Annotated in this window: 13 protein-coding genes; 9 read left to right on the plus strand and 4 right to left on the minus strand. The window is 66.5% G+C overall.

Annotation, left to right across the window (positions count from 1 at the left end; translation table 11 throughout):
- Window positions 1-20: 20 nt before the first annotated feature.
- The 3 genes from WJ542_RS00275 to WJ542_RS00285 form a co-directional block, all read right to left on the minus strand.
- A complete protein-coding gene (locus WJ542_RS00275) occupies window positions 21-1,322 on the minus strand; it encodes a polysaccharide biosynthesis/export family protein (RefSeq protein WP_411186807.1) in 1,302 nt (433 codons plus the stop codon).
- Between the two features lie 216 nt (window positions 1,323-1,538).
- On the minus strand, window positions 1,539-2,606 hold the full coding sequence (locus WJ542_RS00280; RefSeq protein WP_411186809.1) for a sugar transferase: 1,068 nt from the start codon (window positions 2,604-2,606) through the stop codon (window positions 1,539-1,541).
- A gap of 333 nt (window positions 2,607-2,939) precedes the next feature.
- A complete protein-coding gene (locus WJ542_RS00285) occupies window positions 2,940-4,223 on the minus strand; it encodes a hypothetical protein (RefSeq protein WP_411186811.1) in 1,284 nt (427 codons plus the stop codon).
- A gap of 236 nt (window positions 4,224-4,459) precedes the next feature.
- On the opposite strand from WJ542_RS00285, the gene WJ542_RS00290 reads away from it, so the two are divergent.
- The 4 genes from WJ542_RS00290 to WJ542_RS00305 all read left to right on the plus strand — a co-directional run bounded on the left by WJ542_RS00290 (window position 4,460) and on the right by WJ542_RS00305 (window position 8,463).
- Window positions 4,460-5,782, plus strand: coding sequence for an FAD-binding protein (locus WJ542_RS00290; protein WP_411186813.1), 1,323 nt, complete (start codon window positions 4,460-4,462; stop codon window positions 5,780-5,782).
- Window positions 5,779-6,519: an SDR family oxidoreductase gene (locus tag WJ542_RS00295; RefSeq protein ID WP_411186815.1), complete on the plus strand. Its 741-nt coding sequence runs from the start codon at window positions 5,779-5,781 to the stop codon at window positions 6,517-6,519. Before WJ542_RS00290 ends, WJ542_RS00295 begins: the two co-directional genes overlap by 4 nt.
- Window positions 6,520-6,521: 2 nt before the next feature.
- Window positions 6,522-6,929 carry a GtrA family protein gene (locus WJ542_RS00300; protein ID WP_411190432.1) on the plus strand — a complete coding sequence of 136 codons (408 nt, stop codon included), beginning with the start codon at window positions 6,522-6,524 and terminating at the stop codon, window positions 6,927-6,929.
- A 112-nt stretch (window positions 6,930-7,041) separates the two neighbouring features.
- Window positions 7,042-8,463, plus strand: coding sequence for a UbiA family prenyltransferase (locus WJ542_RS00305; protein WP_411186817.1), 1,422 nt, complete (start codon window positions 7,042-7,044; stop codon window positions 8,461-8,463).
- A gap of 102 nt (window positions 8,464-8,565) precedes the next feature.
- Here WJ542_RS00305 and WJ542_RS00310 read toward each other — a convergent pair whose 3' ends face one another.
- Window positions 8,566-9,093, minus strand: coding sequence for a flavin reductase family protein (locus tag WJ542_RS00310; RefSeq protein WP_411190433.1), 528 nt, complete (start codon window positions 9,091-9,093; stop codon window positions 8,566-8,568).
- A 426-nt stretch (window positions 9,094-9,519) separates the two neighbouring features.
- Between WJ542_RS00310 and WJ542_RS00315 the strand changes: the two genes are divergently transcribed.
- From WJ542_RS00315 to WJ542_RS00335, 5 genes are read left to right on the plus strand one after another with little or no spacing between them, the layout of a single operon-like run.
- Window positions 9,520-9,771, plus strand: coding sequence for an acyl carrier protein (locus tag WJ542_RS00315; protein WP_411186819.1), 252 nt, complete (start codon window positions 9,520-9,522; stop codon window positions 9,769-9,771).
- A complete protein-coding gene (locus WJ542_RS00320) occupies window positions 9,768-11,042 on the plus strand; it encodes an acyl-CoA dehydrogenase family protein (protein ID WP_411186821.1) in 1,275 nt (424 codons plus the stop codon). The genes WJ542_RS00315 and WJ542_RS00320 overlap by 4 nt, the downstream gene beginning before the upstream one ends.
- Before the next feature lies 1 nt (window position 11,043).
- Window positions 11,044-12,075 carry an amino acid--[acyl-carrier-protein] ligase gene (locus tag WJ542_RS00325; RefSeq protein ID WP_411186823.1) on the plus strand — a complete coding sequence of 344 codons (1,032 nt, stop codon included), beginning with the start codon at window positions 11,044-11,046 and terminating at the stop codon, window positions 12,073-12,075.
- The gene (locus WJ542_RS00330; protein WP_411186825.1) at window positions 12,072-13,085 is read left to right on the plus strand and encodes a DUF1839 family protein; all 1,014 of its coding nucleotides are present in this window, start codon (window positions 12,072-12,074) and stop codon (window positions 13,083-13,085) included. The genes WJ542_RS00325 and WJ542_RS00330 overlap by 4 nt, the downstream gene beginning before the upstream one ends.
- 60 nt (window positions 13,086-13,145) lie before the next feature.
- Window positions 13,146-15,680: a glycosyl hydrolase 2 galactose-binding domain-containing protein gene (locus WJ542_RS00335; RefSeq protein ID WP_411186827.1), complete on the plus strand. Its 2,535-nt coding sequence runs from the start codon at window positions 13,146-13,148 to the stop codon at window positions 15,678-15,680.
- The last annotated feature ends 28 nt before the right edge of the window (window positions 15,681-15,708 follow it).

A 15,708-nucleotide genomic window follows, 5' to 3' on the forward strand; every position in this document is an offset into this window, starting at 1 on the left:
AAGCCATACTGGCAATCGGGTCAAGGGCCCACGGCGCGACTCGCCGCGGCAGCCTCGGTGGCCGGCAAAATCAGACCGATAACGCGGGCCCACTTGACGAGCGGGGAGGCGTCGACGAATACGACATCGTTAGGCTTGAGATCGAACGCATCGGCCGTGGCCATCGCAGCCGCCGACGAAGCATTGAGGTGGTAGACCACCGGCTTCGCAGTGTCGCGGCCGCGCACGACATACACCTGAGACGCATCGCCCGACACCTGGCTGATGCCGCCCGCGTCGCCGAGCGCCTGGTTCAACGACATTCGGCCGTTGTTGAACTCCACTCCGCCGGGTCGTTGCACTTCGCCGACCACGAACACCTTGCTGTCCGCCTGCGCGTACACGCGCACGAGATCGCCGTCGCGCAGAATGATGCGGTCGGGGTTCACCCCCTTGCGGATCATGTCCGGCATGTCCACGACCACGGTTTCGTCGCCGCGCGTCACCGCCACGCGAGAGCGGTCCGAGAGGCTCGTGAAGCCGCCCGCGCGGTTGATCGCCTCGGGCAGCGTCATCGGCACGTCGTTGAGCGCCTGCACGCCGGGCGTCTTGACTTCGCCGTCCAGATAGACGCGCTTGCTGCGGTAGGTCTGAATGCGCACCGTCACCTGCGGTTGGCGCACGTAGCGCGCGAGCTTCTCCGCGAGCGCGTCGCGCACGCCCATTTCCGTGAGGCCGGCAACTTTCAGCGGACCAATATAGGCATACTGAATGAAGCCGTTCGTGTCGACGGTGTAACCCTCCGAAACCGAGCTGGCGCCGGAGGTATCGCTCCCGCCGCCCGAGCCCGCCGTGCCCGGCATGTTGAGCTCGGGGTGATCCCACACCACGATGCTCAGAATGTCGCCCGGTCCGACTTCGTAGGGTCTGGCTGTCGCGAACAGCTTCGTCACGCCTTCGGGTACCCCTTTGGGCTGTTCCGCCCGCTCCTTGTCGACCAGATCGCGTGTGATCTCGACCAGCGAGCCTGCGGGCGCACCGTCCGCGCCCTGCGTCGCGAGCGCGGTCGCAGCCGGGCCCGTACCGTCCGGCGTGGCGGCGCCGCCCGAATTCGCCGGCGTACCGCTATACGTCATGCCCGGCGAAAATGCGCAGCCGGCCAGCGCCGCGACCGCGACCGCCGATGCCAGTCCCCTCAGTCCCGCGGACCGTGTGCGCTCGTACGCACGCGCACAGCCGGACGGCACATCGTCCCGGCACAGGCGAGCCATTTTCCGCCACCCGCGCATACGCGCAGCGTGCGCATATTTCATCCAGGCCCTGCAAACATTGCTGATCGACATCGTCCCACCCCCAATCTTGCATGTGGCCGCCCCGTGACGTCATGTGCGCCGCGAATTCCAGCCTGTCCACCTCAGTCCGTGCTACGGTCCCACTCCCTGCCCGGCGGCGCCGGGCGTCGGGTGCCGCCTCCGGTTCGCCCTCCTCCCGAGCGCACCGCGTCGGCCTTCCCGTCCTGTCGTTGCCTTCTATCCCGAAGCCGACCCGTAGCGCCGGCTTCAGTACGCGCCCGTCCCCTTGATCACCACGAAGAAGGTCTTGAAAAGAATCCCGATATCCCGATGCAGAGACCAGTTCTGCACGTAGCTCACGTCAAGCGAGACACGCGTCGCGTAATCGGTCTCGCAGCGTCCGCTGACCTGCCAGAGCCCTGTAATGCCGGGCGTCGCCATCAGGTAATACTTGCTGCTCGCTCCGTAGCGCTCGAGCTCCTGATCGATGATGGGCCGCGGACCCACGAGGCTCATCTCGCCGCGCACGACGTTCCAGAGTTGCGGCAGTTCGTCGAGACTGGTACGTCGCAAGAAATGGCCGATGCGCGTGATACGCACGTCGTGCCTGAGCTTGAACTCGCGCTCCCATTCGACCCGCGCTTCGGGGTCGGTGTCGAGCAGTTGCTTGAGCACCTCATCCGCATTCACCACCATCGAGCGAAACTTCAGACAACGAAATTTTCTGCCGTTGCGTCCCACCCGGGTGTGGCCGTACAACGCAGGACCGCCATCGCTCTTCACGATGAGCACCAGTCCGACGAGCACCGGCAGCAGCAGCGCGATCAGCACGATGCCCACCACGACGTCGAACACGCGTTTCATCGCGTGCCTGAACGCGGTCGACCACGACGGGATTTCGGGCGCTTCCCGCACTACCTTGCCGCGGCGCAGCCACGCACCCGCCTGACGCGCCACGCCGAAGCCGGTGACGAACACGGTGTGCGAAGCGAGCAACGAGATGCCCGTGGTCAAGGTCCAGTAGATGAACCACGGCATGGAAATCAGATTGTCGCGATGCAAACCGTAGAGCAAAGCCAGGGCGCAAAGCTGCACGGCGAGCCAGGCAAAGGCCGTGCGGCTCGCTACGCTGACGACCGAACGGGTGCCCCGCGATGCGTAGGTCCCGCACGCGGGAAACACCGACAAGGCCAGGGCCGCCACGAACGCCACCAGCGTGGGATCGGGATGATGCGGCGGGCCCATGTCGGGCAGATGCAGATTGAAGTGCAGCGCGCCGAACGCGCCCAGAACGATAAGCGCAATATCGATCGCGCGGTGAATTAGCGCAGACATATCCCCACCCCGAAACATAGCGTGTATGGTCAACGTTCCCGCCCCCGCCCCACACGTTGCTGTCGTCTCCGTCGCAGCGGCCATTAGGCCGCTGCGACGAAGGGGATGCGCCTCCGCGCGAGCTAACGCTCGCAGACTGGTCTCACCACGCAGCACGATTGTTTTGCCGGACCCGCATGCCACGCAGGCCCGTTCCCGCTCTTCCATATCGACACGGTACGGGGAATGCGGCTGCGATTCCGTGCGCAATCCCACCAACGGTTTGTGATCGCCGATGCCTTGCGAGGCACGCCGTGCGAATCAACGCGGTCCGCCGCGAGCGGGCCTCATGCATTACCGCTGTGTCCGGTTGAACAAGAAGCTGGTCTCGAAGCCGATCGCGCGCAGCGGCAGGCGTCCTTCGGACATGAGCAGAACGCTGGCGAACTCGTCGGGGCGGCTAGCGAAGAGCTCGTGCTGCGAGGCGCCCGGCCCTGCTCCAGCCAGCGCCGCGTCCGAGGTCAGGCGCGCGCCGTTGGCCACAAGCCCGAGCGCGCAAAGCGCGAGCACGGGCGCGGAATACGCGAGCCACTTCACGATGCGAGACTCGCTCCAGCTCACGAGTGCGAACAGCACTGCCGGATAGAGCATGCGCTCGCCCGGATTCACCACATCCGCCATCACCGCCGGCATCGCGACGAACAGGGCGAGCAGCACGGCGACAGCCAGCGTCACATCGGCCACCTGTGCCCGCACCCCCGGCCGCGCAAGCGCACGCCAGAGCGCAAGGCAGAGCAGACAGAGGAGCCCCGCCGCCACAGCGAAATTGACTGCGCAGCCCGCGTAGTGGCCCACTGCCTCGATAGGGCTGCTCGCACCATCCGCATAGAGGAAGTCGTGATACGGCCCGAGCTTCGCGACCGTATAAAGCTTGTAGCCCGCCGCATGCAGCAGCCCTGCCTGCTGCAATGGCTCGGGCACCGTGGACGCGGGCTTGCGCGCGACATACCACGCGAACAGCCCGAGAGACACGAGGGCAGGCAGATATGGCGTGAACACGCGGCGCCTGAGGGCATCGATCGTCATCGTCAGGAGAATCGCCGCCCAGATCGCTGCGTGCGTGAAGAATGCTCCGAGCGTGAACACCAGCACCCACAGGGGCTTCGCTCGCGTCTTCGGATCCAGCAAGAGCCATGCGGAAAGCAGCAGAATGCCGATCTGATAGTTGATGTAGCCGTTCCAGAAGGGCGTATTGAAATAGACGCACACGAGGAGCACGAAGAAATAGCCGATCTGCTGCGCCGGCGACGTCTTCTCCGCAATCCGCCACGCAAGCGTGATCGCCGCGATCACGTAGAGACTCGCGACGACGCGTGCGGCCAGAAGCGGCGACACCACGAAATTCAGCAGGCAGAGGAGTGCCTGCGCCGCGCTGTTGGGCACCGGGAACGTGGCGAACACGAACTGGCTGGTCAAATGTCCCCGCAGCAGTTGCTCGGCGACGAAGCCCTGATAGACCCATTCGTTGTAGTCCTGCAGCGGCACGTAAGGCGGCGCGTTCACCGCCAGCAACAGAACGAATAGCGCGGGCAGCGCCACAAGGACTTTCGTACTGCGCACGGAGATAGCCGTATTCATCTCGATAGAGCCCGTTGCGTTTCGATCGCGCCCAGGCACGGCCTGGTGGAGCGTCGCATGAAGGGATGCGGAAACTGCGTAGTTTGGGGAGCGTTACCGGCTCGGTCTGTGGGATGCCGCACGGACCTCCGCCCGCGCGCCGCACGCATGCAACGCGCTCCGTCTGTGGTCTTGCCAACGGTCGGCGCCGCGCCGCCCTGCCAGGATTAGGGAGATTCGAAACGGCATCTCCATCCATGAGCGCATCCAAGCTGCAATCGTGGGGACGCTATCCCTATGCGCCCCAGTCGGGAGAACCGATCGCCTGGCGCGACGCTATCGGCGCGCGGCTTACCCGTGCCTGCGCGCATCCGGGCACCACCCTCGCGTTCGGCAACGGCCGCAGCTACGGCGACAGCTGCCTCGCGGACACCGGCCACGTGCTGCCGATGCGCGGCCTCGCACGCTTCATCGGCGCGGACTGGCGGAGCGGCGTCGTGCGCGCCGAGGCGGGCATGACGCTTGGCGAATTGCTCGCCGTCGCCCTGCCGCGCGGCTGGATGCTGCCGGTCACGCCCGGCACGCAGTTCGCGACGCTCGGCGGCGCCGTGGCGAACGACGTGCACGGCAAAAACCATCACGTACGCGGCACATTCGGGCGTCACGTGCGCCGCTTTTCGCTACTGCGCTCGGACCGCCCGGCCGCGGAATGCTCGCCCGGCGAGGAAGCCGCGCTCTTTCGCGCGACGATCGGCGGCCTTGGCCTCACCGGCGTACTCGAATGGGTGGAAATTCAGCTCATGCCGGTGCGTTCCAGTCATATTGCCGTCTCGCGCATGCGCTACGCCAACCTCGAGGAATTCCTCGCTCTTTCGCGCGGCCATGAAACGTCGCACGAATACGGCGTGGCGTGGGTGGACTGCCTCGCGCGCGGCAAGGCGCTTGGGCGCGGCATCTACACGAGCGGCGACCACGCGAGCGACGGCGACCTTTCGCTGCCCGCGAAGCCCACCCGCAGCGTGCCGTTCGTGCTCCCGCTCTCGCCCGTGAACCGCGCGACGGTGCAGGCGTTCAATGCGCTCTATTACCGACGCCAGAAGCGCGGCATCGAACTCGCGCGCATGGACCCCGCCAGCTTCTTCTATCCGCTCGACAACATCCGCAACTGGAATCGCATCTACGGGCGGCGCGGCTTCCAGCAGCACCAGTGCGTGATACCCGAGGCAAGTGCCCACGACGCGCTGCGCGCAATCCTTCACACGATCTCGACGAGCGGCGGCGGTTCGTTTCTCGCCGTGCTCAAACGCTGCGGCTCGCTAGCCTCGCCCGGCCTGATTTCGTTTCCCATGGCCGGTGTCTCGCTCGCGCTCGATTTCCCGCAGGACGAACGGCGCAATACGGATCTCTTCGCGCGGCTGGACGCGATCGTGGCCGAAGCGGGCGGGCGCCAGTACCCCGCGAAAGACGCACACATGAGCGGCGAGCATTTCCGCGCTGCCTACCCCGCCTGGCAAGAACTCGAGCGGCATCGCGATCCCGCGTTGATGTCGCGCTTCTGGAAAAGGACTACGCAATCGTGAAGAACATTCTGATCATTGGCGGCTCTTCCGCCATCGCCGCCGCATGCGCGCGGCGATGGGCCGCGGGCGGGGCACGCCTGTTCCTCGCGGGCCGCCACGGGCTGCGGCTCGACGCCGTCGCGCAAGACCTTCGCGTGCGTGGCGCGCGAGACGTCGAGACGCACGTGCTCGACCTGAACGACCCCGCACAGCACGCGGCCATGCTCGATGCCTGCCGCGCGACCCTCGGTTCCATCGACATCGTGCTGATCGCCCACGGCACGCTGGCCGACCAGTCGCTTTGCGAGCGCGACGTGGATGCAGCGCTGCTCGAATTTTCGACCAACGCCCTCTCGACGATCGCGCTCCTCACCCGCCTCGCCAATGTGTTCGAGACGCAGCGCGCGGGCACCATCGCGGTGATCTCGTCGGTGGCGGGCGAACGCGGGCGCGCATCGAACTACGTCTATGGCGCCGCGAAGGCCGCCGTCACGACCTTCTGCGAAGGCTTGCGTGCGCGACTGTTCAAGTCGAACGTGCGCGTTCTCACGATCAAACCCGGCTTCGTCGATACGCCGATGACGGCGGGCCTCGCCCTGCCCGGTCCGCTTCTGGCCACGCCCGAGCGCGTAGGCGCGGACATCGTGCGGGCCGTCTCGCTAGGCAAGGACACGCTCTATACGCCGTGGTTCTGGAGCGCGATCATGCTGGTGATCCGCTCGCTGCCGCGCTCCGTATTCAAGCGCGTGTCGCTGTGAGCATGGTCGCCGCGAGCCGCGCCTCGCTCGCCACGTGGTACGCAATTTTCGCGCTGCTCTCGATGGCGGCGAACCTCGGCAGCCAGAAAATCGTCTGGCGTCTCTACGAAGGGCCGTTTGCGATAGCGCTCGCGGTGTGCATCGGCACGGGCACGGGGCTCATCGTCAAATATGCGCTCGACAAGGCGTGGATCTTCCGCTACGAGCACCGCAGCGTCACGCACGGCATCCAGACCTTCTCGCGCTACGTCGCCATGGGGCTCGCGACCACGGCGATCTTCTGGGCCATGGAGTTCGGCAGCGACGCGCTCTTTCACTCGGAAACGGCGCGCCTCGCCGGCGGAGCACTCGGCCTCGTGCTCGGCTACTTCGCGAAGTACCAGCTCGACAAACGCTTCGTGTTCGCCTGAGCGGGCGGCGTGCGCTGGCGAACAGAACCGCGCGCGGCCGTTCCCTACGATCAGCCTGTGAATCCAGCATGGCGCGCAGCAGCGCCGCCGAAGAGCTCGACGAGGCATAGATATGTCAAATCCGACGATCCCGCTGTGCGTGGACCTGGACGGCACGCTCGCACAGACCGACTTCTTGTTGGAGAGCTTCTTGGTGCTGCTCAAGCAGCGACCGCTTTCGATATTCCTTTGCCTCTTCTGGCTGCTGCGCGGCAAGGCCTATCTGAAAGACCAGATTGCGCTACGCGTCACGCTCGACGTTGGCGTGCTGCCCTATAACCGGCAACTGGTCGACTATCTGCGCGAGGCGCGCTCGGCGGGCCGGCCGGTCTATCTGTGCACGGCGTCCAACCAGCGCTTCGCAAGCCAGGTGGCGGCACACTTCGGACTCTTTAGCGGCGTACTCGCAAGCAATGCGTGCATGAACCTGCGCGGCAAGAACAAGGCCGCTGCGCTCGTCGAGCAGTTCGGCGAACACGGCTTCGACTATTGCGGCGACGCGCGCGCGGACGTGCCCGTATGGCGACGCGCACGCCAGGCGATCGTGGTCGGCAACCGGCAGATCGCCAAGGCCGCACGCAAAGTCAACACCGAAATCGTCTTCTTCGAAGACCGGCGCCGCCTGATCCCGCTCGTGCTCAAGGAAATGCGCGTGCATCAGTGGGTCAAGAACGTGCTGATCTTCGTGCCGCTCCTCACCGCGCACCGCTTCGGCGACCTGCATGCGGTGCTCGCCGCCTGCCTCGCATTCGCTTCGTTCAGCCTGAGCGCGTCGTCGGTCTACCTGCTCAACGACATGCTGGATCTGGATGCCGACCGGCGCCACACGCGCAAGCGCAGCCGCCCGTTCGCCTCGGGCAACCTGCCGCTCTCGCTAGGCATCGTGCTGACGATCGCATTGCTCGGGGCAGGTCTCGCACTCGCCTCGCTGCTTCCCTGGAAGTTCGGCGCCGTACTGGTCGCCTACATGGCCGCCACCGTTGCCTATTCGTTCGTCCTCAAGCGGCTCACGCTCATCGATGTCTTTACGCTCGCCTGTCTCTACACCGTGCGCGTGATCGCGGGCGGCGCGTGCAACGATATTCCCCTGTCTTACTGGCTGATTCTCTTCAGCGTGCCGCTCTTCCTGAGTCTCGCAATGCTCAAGCGCTACATCGAGCTCGATGCGATGAACCAGCAAGGCAAGACCGAGGCGGCCGGGCGGGGCTACGTCGCGCAGGATATGTCGATCCTGCGCTCGTTCGGCACCTCGGCGGCCTATCTCGCGGTGCTGGTGTTCGCGCTCTATCTGAATTCGCCCGAGCTGCAGCTGCTGTATCGGCATCCGAAGATGCTGTGGGCCGTATTCGCCCTCACGCTCTACTGGGTAAGCCGCATCTGGATGCTGGCGTTTCGCGGACAGATGCACGACGACCCGATCGTCGCCACGTTCAAGGACCGCACGAGCTGCGCCGTGATCGGACTGTGCGGTGTCTTCATGGTGCTGGCGATCTAGGGAAAGAGGCCACTGCGCTGCCGGAACGCACAGGGTTCCGGCGCCGGGTTCTCCCCCGGCAATCTCCGCCATGAACCTCTGCACAAGCCACAAGCCGCGCGTTCAGCGCCCCTGCGCGACGCCCGCATAGCGGCCGCCGAAAAACACGAGCGGCGCGCGATCGTCGAGCGAAAATGCCAGCACCTCTCCCACGAACAGCGTGTGATCGCCGCAGGCGTGGCGGTCGCTCATCCGCAGGGCGAAGCGGGCTACCGCGCGCTCCAGCAGCATGACGCCGTCAAGGCCATCCGCTTGCGTAAATTGCGGCGCGAGCCGGCCTTGCGGTTCGCCCGCGAAATGACGGCTGTGCGGCTCCTGCTCGTCGGAGAGGACGCTCACGCCGAAGTTGCTGGCACTCATGAGGTGCTCGTGCATACGCGCGCGATGCCCGACCGACACTACGAGGAGCGGCGGCCTGAGCGAGCCCGACATGAAGGCATTTGCCGTCATCGCGTGCAGCGTGTCGCCGCTGCCCGTCGAGATCACCACGACACCCGTGGCGAAACGCCCGAGCGCGTCGCGCAGACGCCGCTCGTCGAAACGCGGCGGCGTGCTGTCCTCACAGGCCGGCCGCAACGTTTGCGCCGCCACGCCCGCTACCACGCCCGCTACCGCGTCCGCGCCTTCGCGCGCGTCCTGAAACGCGTGCGCCTCGCGCGCGGCCGCTGCGCTCGTGGCAATCCCGTATGCGTTCATGGCCCGTCTCCTCGTCGTTGGCTTGCTGCGGGCACGGCATCGCGACCGGCATGCAAACGCCCACACGACGCATGGTAGTACCGCAGCACGCTTGCCGGACCACGGCATCGGCGGCATCTGTACGCCTGCACACACACGCCTCGCGGGTTCACGCGCAATCTGCAACGTCACGGCAAGGTCCGCTTGCCAAAGCGCGTCTGAGTGCGCTGCCGCACCGACGCCGGCAGGCCGCTGTCCGTTAAATACGGTCAATACCGCGCAGCCCATAGCGCAAACGCACACCCATATCGAAGCGCCATTCACCGGAGGGGGTACTTTTCCATGAAAATCGCACTGCGACGCATTCTTTCCGAATCCGCCCGTCTCGATGTGCCGGCCGAAACGCTGGCCGACGACGCAGATCTCTACGCCGCGGGCCTGTCTTCGCTCGCGACCGTGCACCTGATGCTCGCCATCGAAGACGAGTTCGACATCGAGATTCCGGACCGCATGCTCACGCGGCGCCTCTTTTCGAGCATCGACTCGCTTGCTGCCGCGGTCACCGAACTGCAACAGGCGAAGGCGGCCGCATGAACGCCCCGCACACCGATGCGGCCGTCGAACCGGAACGGCACACCCTCGCCGGCGCGGCGGATCATGCGAACGCCCCTGCGGCGAATCCGGCGGACGGTTGGCGCGAAGCCGCGCGCCGCGCGGCCCAGATCGCCGCGCAGCATGCCGACCACGTGGACCGTGAGGCACGCTTTCCCGTAGAAGCATTTGATGCGCTCAAGTCGGAACGCCTGCTTTCGGCGATGGTTCCCGCGCGCTTCGGCGGAATTGGCCTCTCGCTGGCCGAAATCGCGGCCATCTGCGAAACGCTCGCGCACGGCTGCGCCTCGACCGCAATGATCTATGCGATGCACCAGATTCAGGTGGCGTGCATCATGGAGCACGGCGCGCACCTGCCATGGCACCAGAACGTGCTCGCGCAACTCGTCGGGCAGCAATGGCTGCTCGCGTCGGCGACGTCGGAGGAGAACATCGGCGGTAGCATGCGCACGAGCGCCTGCGCCGCCGAAGTGGCCGATGGGCGCTTTCACATCGAGAAGATGGCGCCCACCATCTCCTACGGCGCACACGCCGACGGCATTCTCGTCACTGCACGGCGCACGGCAGAATCGCCCGCCTCCGACCAGGTGCTGATCGTTTCCCTGCACGCCGATCTCGAACTCGAAAAGCGCGGCAAGTGGGACTCGATGGGGATGCGCGGCACCTGCAGCGAAGGCTTTCGCCTCGTGGCGCAGGGCGGCGCTGAGCAGATCCTCCCCACGCCCTTCGCCGAGATCGCCGACCAAACCATGCTGCCCGTCTCGCACACGCTATGGGCTGCGGTGTGGACCGGCGTCGCCGCCGACGCCGTCAACCGCGCACAAGCATTCTTCCGCGCCCAGGCGCGCGCGAAGCCCGGCTCCGTGCCGCCCGCCGGGATGCGTCTCGCGCAGGCCGTAGGACTCCTGCAGATGATGCAGGCACGCCTCGCGGTCGCGCTCGATGCCGCGCGCACGGCGAAAGAAGGCCGCCTCGCCAGCAACGACGCCGACGCCCCGCTTGCGGCGCAGCTCCACTACGCCTCGGACATGAACACGCTGAAGACGAGCATTTCCGCCACGGCGCTCGACGTCGTGCAGGAAGTGTTGATGATCTGCGGCATGGCCGGCTACAAGAACGGCACCGAATACAGCGTGGGCCGCCATTTGCGCGATCTGTACTCGGCGCCGCTCATGATCAACAACGACCGCATTGCCCAAAACACCGCAAGCCTGCTGCTCGCACAGCGGCCAGCCACCCCGGGGAGAGTCTGAGATGAACACGATGACCGAAACCGCCGCGCTGCAAGCCGCAGCCAATGCCGAGCCGCAAGCGGCGCCATCCTTGCGCGACGAGCTGATCGCGAGCGGCCTCCTCATCGACACCGGCGAAGATGGCCTCTATGGCCGCAGCCAGGTGTTCGAGGATGTGGTCGACCGCCTGAACGTGGCGATCACGCATCTGGGCGCCGATCAGCACCCCGAAGTGATGCGCTTTCCGCCCGCCATGCGCCGTGCCGACTTCGAGGACAGCGAGTACCTGAAGAACTTCCCCCAACTCGCCGGCACGATTCATTCCTTCTGCGGCAACGACGCGGGGCATATGCGCCTGCTGCGCTGTCTCGACGACGCCATGCAACGCAGCGACGACGACCGTGATCCCGAATGGATGGAACAGCAAAAGCCCACGCGTGTCGTGCTGACGCCCGCGGCCTGCTATCCGCTCTATCCGGTCGTGGCGCGGCGCGGCGCGCTGCCCGCCAACGGCAGCACCGTAGACGTGCTTTCGTACTGCTTCCGCCATGAGCCTTCGCTCGATCCCGCACGCATGCAGATGTTCCGCCAGCGCGAGTACGTGCGCCTCGGGCATCCGGATCAGGTGCAGGCATTCCGCCAGATGTGGATCGACCGCGGCTCGCTGCTGGTCTCGCTGCTCAAGCTGCCGGTAGAGGTCGATCTCGCCAACGACCCGTTCTTCGGGCGCGGCGGCAAGATCGTCGCGGACAGCCAGCGTACCCAGGCGCTCAAGTTCGAGTTGCTGATCCCGGTGGCGAACCCGGACAGCAAGACGGCATGCCTCTCGTTCAACTATCACATGGATCATTTCGGGGCGATCTGGAAAATCGCATGCGAAGACGGCTCGACCGCGCACACGGGCTGCGTCGGCTTCGGCATGGAACGCATCACGCTTGCGCTCTTCCGGCATCACGGTCTCAACACGAACGCCTGGCCCGACGAAGTGCGGGCATTGCTGTGGGGCGACACGAAGGCGCACATCGAGCACGGCCTCGCGGAGTTGAGCGCATGAACGCGCCCTCCCCGACCGCCGCCACGCTCGCAACCGAAAGCACCGTGCGGCCCGGCATGCGCAAACACGTCTCGCACGCGCTGCACCAGGGCGAGCGCGTGTGGGTGGAGACCAACTGCTACATCGACTTGTGGATCGAGTTGCTGCACGGCATGGGTTTCGATCCGCGCGCGGCGCTCGCCTTCACGGTGGCGCAGGACTTCGAAGGCGACCAGTTCACGTTTTTCAAGTTCCCGCTCGAAGACATCGAGCGCCTGTACGGCACGCAGGTAACCGAGCTCGCGATCTACGATTCGCTCGAAGACCGCGTGCTCGCACAGACACGTCGCGGCCACACGGTGCTTGTGGAGGTGGACGGCTTCTATCTGCCCAACACGCGCGCCACCTCGTACCGGCGCGAGCATCCGAAGACGACCGTGGGCATCGATTTCATCGACCCGGCGGCGAAACGCCTTGGCTACTTCCACAATACGGCCTATCACAGCCTCGACGGAGAAGACTACGACGGCGTGTTCCGCAAGCTGCCGCAGTTTGCCGGGCAGGCGGACCTGCTGTTTCCCTATGTGGAGTTTGCCAAGCAGGTGCGGGCACCGCTCGAAGGCGCGGCGCTCGCCCAGGCCTCCGCGGAGCGGCTGCGCGAACACCTCGCGCGGCGCCCGCGGCGCAATCCGGTAACGGAGTGGCGCACGGTCTTTCCGGCACAGCTCGATATGCTCCTTGAGCGCGGCGAGGGGTATTTCCACCCCTATTCGTTCAACCTGATGAGGCAGCTCGGCGCAAATTTCGAACTCCTCTCCAGGTATCTGCAGTGGCTGAACGCAAACGGCGTGGCAATTCCGGAAGCCATTTCGGCATCGGCGCAAAAGGTGGCATCCGACGCCATGGTGATGCAGTTCAGGCTGGTCCGCGCGATGGCGCGCAAGCGTCGGGACACCTGTGACGATTGCCTCGACGTGCTGGAAGCGGGCTACGCAAGCACGCTCGAACCGCTCGCCGCGCTGATGGCGTGATAGGGTGCCGCGAGATCGAGCCGCCCAGGGGGGTGACACGTGCGTGAATTGCCGACCGACATGAACGAGCGGGCCGCCGGCGCGCCGCAAGCCCCGCATGGCGCCGATGACGACAACCTCTGGCCGGTCCCGCTCAGCGCAGGCTGGCGATGCGTCTCGACGCCTGCCGGGGCATGCGCTTCGCCAGCCGGGCTGGAGGCCGCCACGCGCGCCGAAGACTGGCTCGACGCCGAAGTGCCGGGCACGATCGCCTCGGCGCTGCGCGCGGCGCGCAGGCTCGACGCCGGACAGGCTGAAACGCTCGCGTCGCACGACCACTGGTATCGCCTCGCGCTGACAGGTCACGGCGTGCGCCGCCTGCGCCTGCACGGTCTCGCTTCGATCGCGGAAGTGTGGCTGGACGAACGCCTGCTGCTCAGTTCGGATTCGATGTTCGTCGCGCACGACGTCGAGCTCGAACTGCGCGGCGCGGCCACGCTCGCGCTCTGCTTCCGTTCGCTCGAACCCGCGCTCGCCGCGAGGCGCGGGCGCCCGCGCTGGCGTCCGCGCCTCGTCACGCCCGCCTCGTTGCGCAACGTCCGCGCGACGCTGCTCGGGCACATGCCCGGTTGGTGCCCCTCCCTGCGAGCAGCCGGGCCGTGGCGGCCCATCGAACTGCTCTCGGACGCGCGCGAGGCATTGCACGACGTCGACCTGGGAACGTCGATGGAAGGCGACGACGGCATCGTGGCCCTCACCGTGCGCTTCGTGCACGACCATGACAGCACGGTCCCGGCCACGCTCCATTGCTCGGACGCGCAAACCGCGCTGGAATGGCGCGACGCGCGTACGCTATGCGGCACGCTGCGCGTGGCGCACCCCGAACGCTGGTGGCCGCATACGCACGGCGCGCCCACGCGCCATGCCGTCACGTTGCGCCTCGCGGGCCGCGCGATCGCACTCGGCGAAGTGGGCTTTCGCACCATCGAGGTGGAGCGCGGGGGCGATAGCGCGGGCTTCGCCCTGCGCATCAACGGCGTGCCGGTATTCTGCCGCGGCGCATGCTGGACCAGCGCCGACCTTGCGACGCTCACGGGCACCGCCGCGCAACTCGAACACACGTTCGCGCTCGCCCGTCACGCGGGTATGAACATGATCCGCGTGGGCGGTACGATGGTCTACGAGTCGGACGCGTTCTATCGGCTGGCCGACGCCTCGGGCATCCTCGTCTGGCAGGACTTCGCGTTTGCCAACTTCGATTACCCCACCGACCCGGCCTTCGGCGCCGCCGTCGAGACCGAAGCGCGGCAATTTCTTGCACGCACGCGCCGCTACGCCGCGCTCGCCGTGCTGTGCGGCGGCAGCGAGGCCGACCAGCAAGGTGCGATGTTCGGCTTGCCGCCCGAGATGCGCGAACAAGCGCTCTTCACGCAACTTTTGCCGGCCATCGTCACGCGCGAGCGTCCCGACGTATCCTACGTGAGCAATTCGCCTTCGGGAGGCACCTGGCCGTTCTCGACGCGCACGGGCGTCACGCACTACTATGGCGTGAGCGCGTATCAGCGCCCGCTCGACGACGTGCGCCGCTCCGCGGTTCGCTTCGCTTCGGAGTGCCTCGCATTCGCGAATGTACCCGATGACGCCACGCTGCACGACGCGCTCGGCACGATCCACACGCACGACCCGCGCTGGAAGGCGGCGGTGCCGCGCGATCCCGGTGCCGGCTGGGATTTCGACGACGTGCGCGATCACTACGTGCGAACGCTCTTCGGCGTCGAGCCCTCGCAGGTGCGCTACGAAGATCCGCAGCGCTATCTGGATCTCGCGCGCGCGGTCGTGGCTGAACTCATGACCGACGTGTTCGCAGAATGGCGCCGGGCCGGCTCGTCGTGTGGCGGCGGGCTCGTCTGGCAGTTGCAGGACCTGCGCGCGGGTGCCGGCTGGGGCGTCATCGACGCATGCGGCAGGCCCAAGAGCGCGTGGCATGGGCTCGCGCAGGCGCTTCAGCCGGTGCAGATCGTCATCACCGATGAGGGCTTGAACGGCCTCGACATGCACCTGATCAACGAGCGCGACAAGGCGCTGGTGTTGCAGCTCGAACTCGTTTGTCTGCACCATGGCGCGGTGACGGTCGCGCAGGCTTCGCGCGCGGTCGAGCTCGCACCGCGCAGCACGCAACGCGTGTGTGCGGCGGACCTGCTAGGTCGCTTTTTCGATTTTACGCATGCGTATCGCTTCGGGCCGCGCGCGCACGACGTAACGATTGCGACGCTGCGCGATCCGGCGAGCGGCGCGGTCGTCTCCGAGGCATTCCACCTTCCCGACCGGCGCGCACTCGAACGGCACGAGAGCGGTATCGTCGCCACGCCGCGGCGCTCTGAGCGGGGTTGGCAACTCGTGATCGAGGCGCGCCGCTTCGCGCGCAGCGTCCATGTCGCCGACGCGCATTACCGCGCGCAGCGCGACTGGTTCCATCTGCCGCCGAACCGGCCGGTCGCGGTCGATCTGATACCGCTCGACGCCAGCGCAAGCGGCACCACACCCGACGGCGAGGTCCGCGCGATCAATGCGATTGCGCCGGTGTTCTATCGCTGCACAGGCGCATCGTCCGCATAGCCGGTCAGCGGACAATCGCGCCTCGCGC

The sequence above is a fragment of the Paraburkholderia yinzeri genome, from assembly GCF_046581065.1.
Taxonomy (GTDB): Bacteria; Pseudomonadota; Gammaproteobacteria; order Burkholderiales; family Burkholderiaceae; genus Paraburkholderia.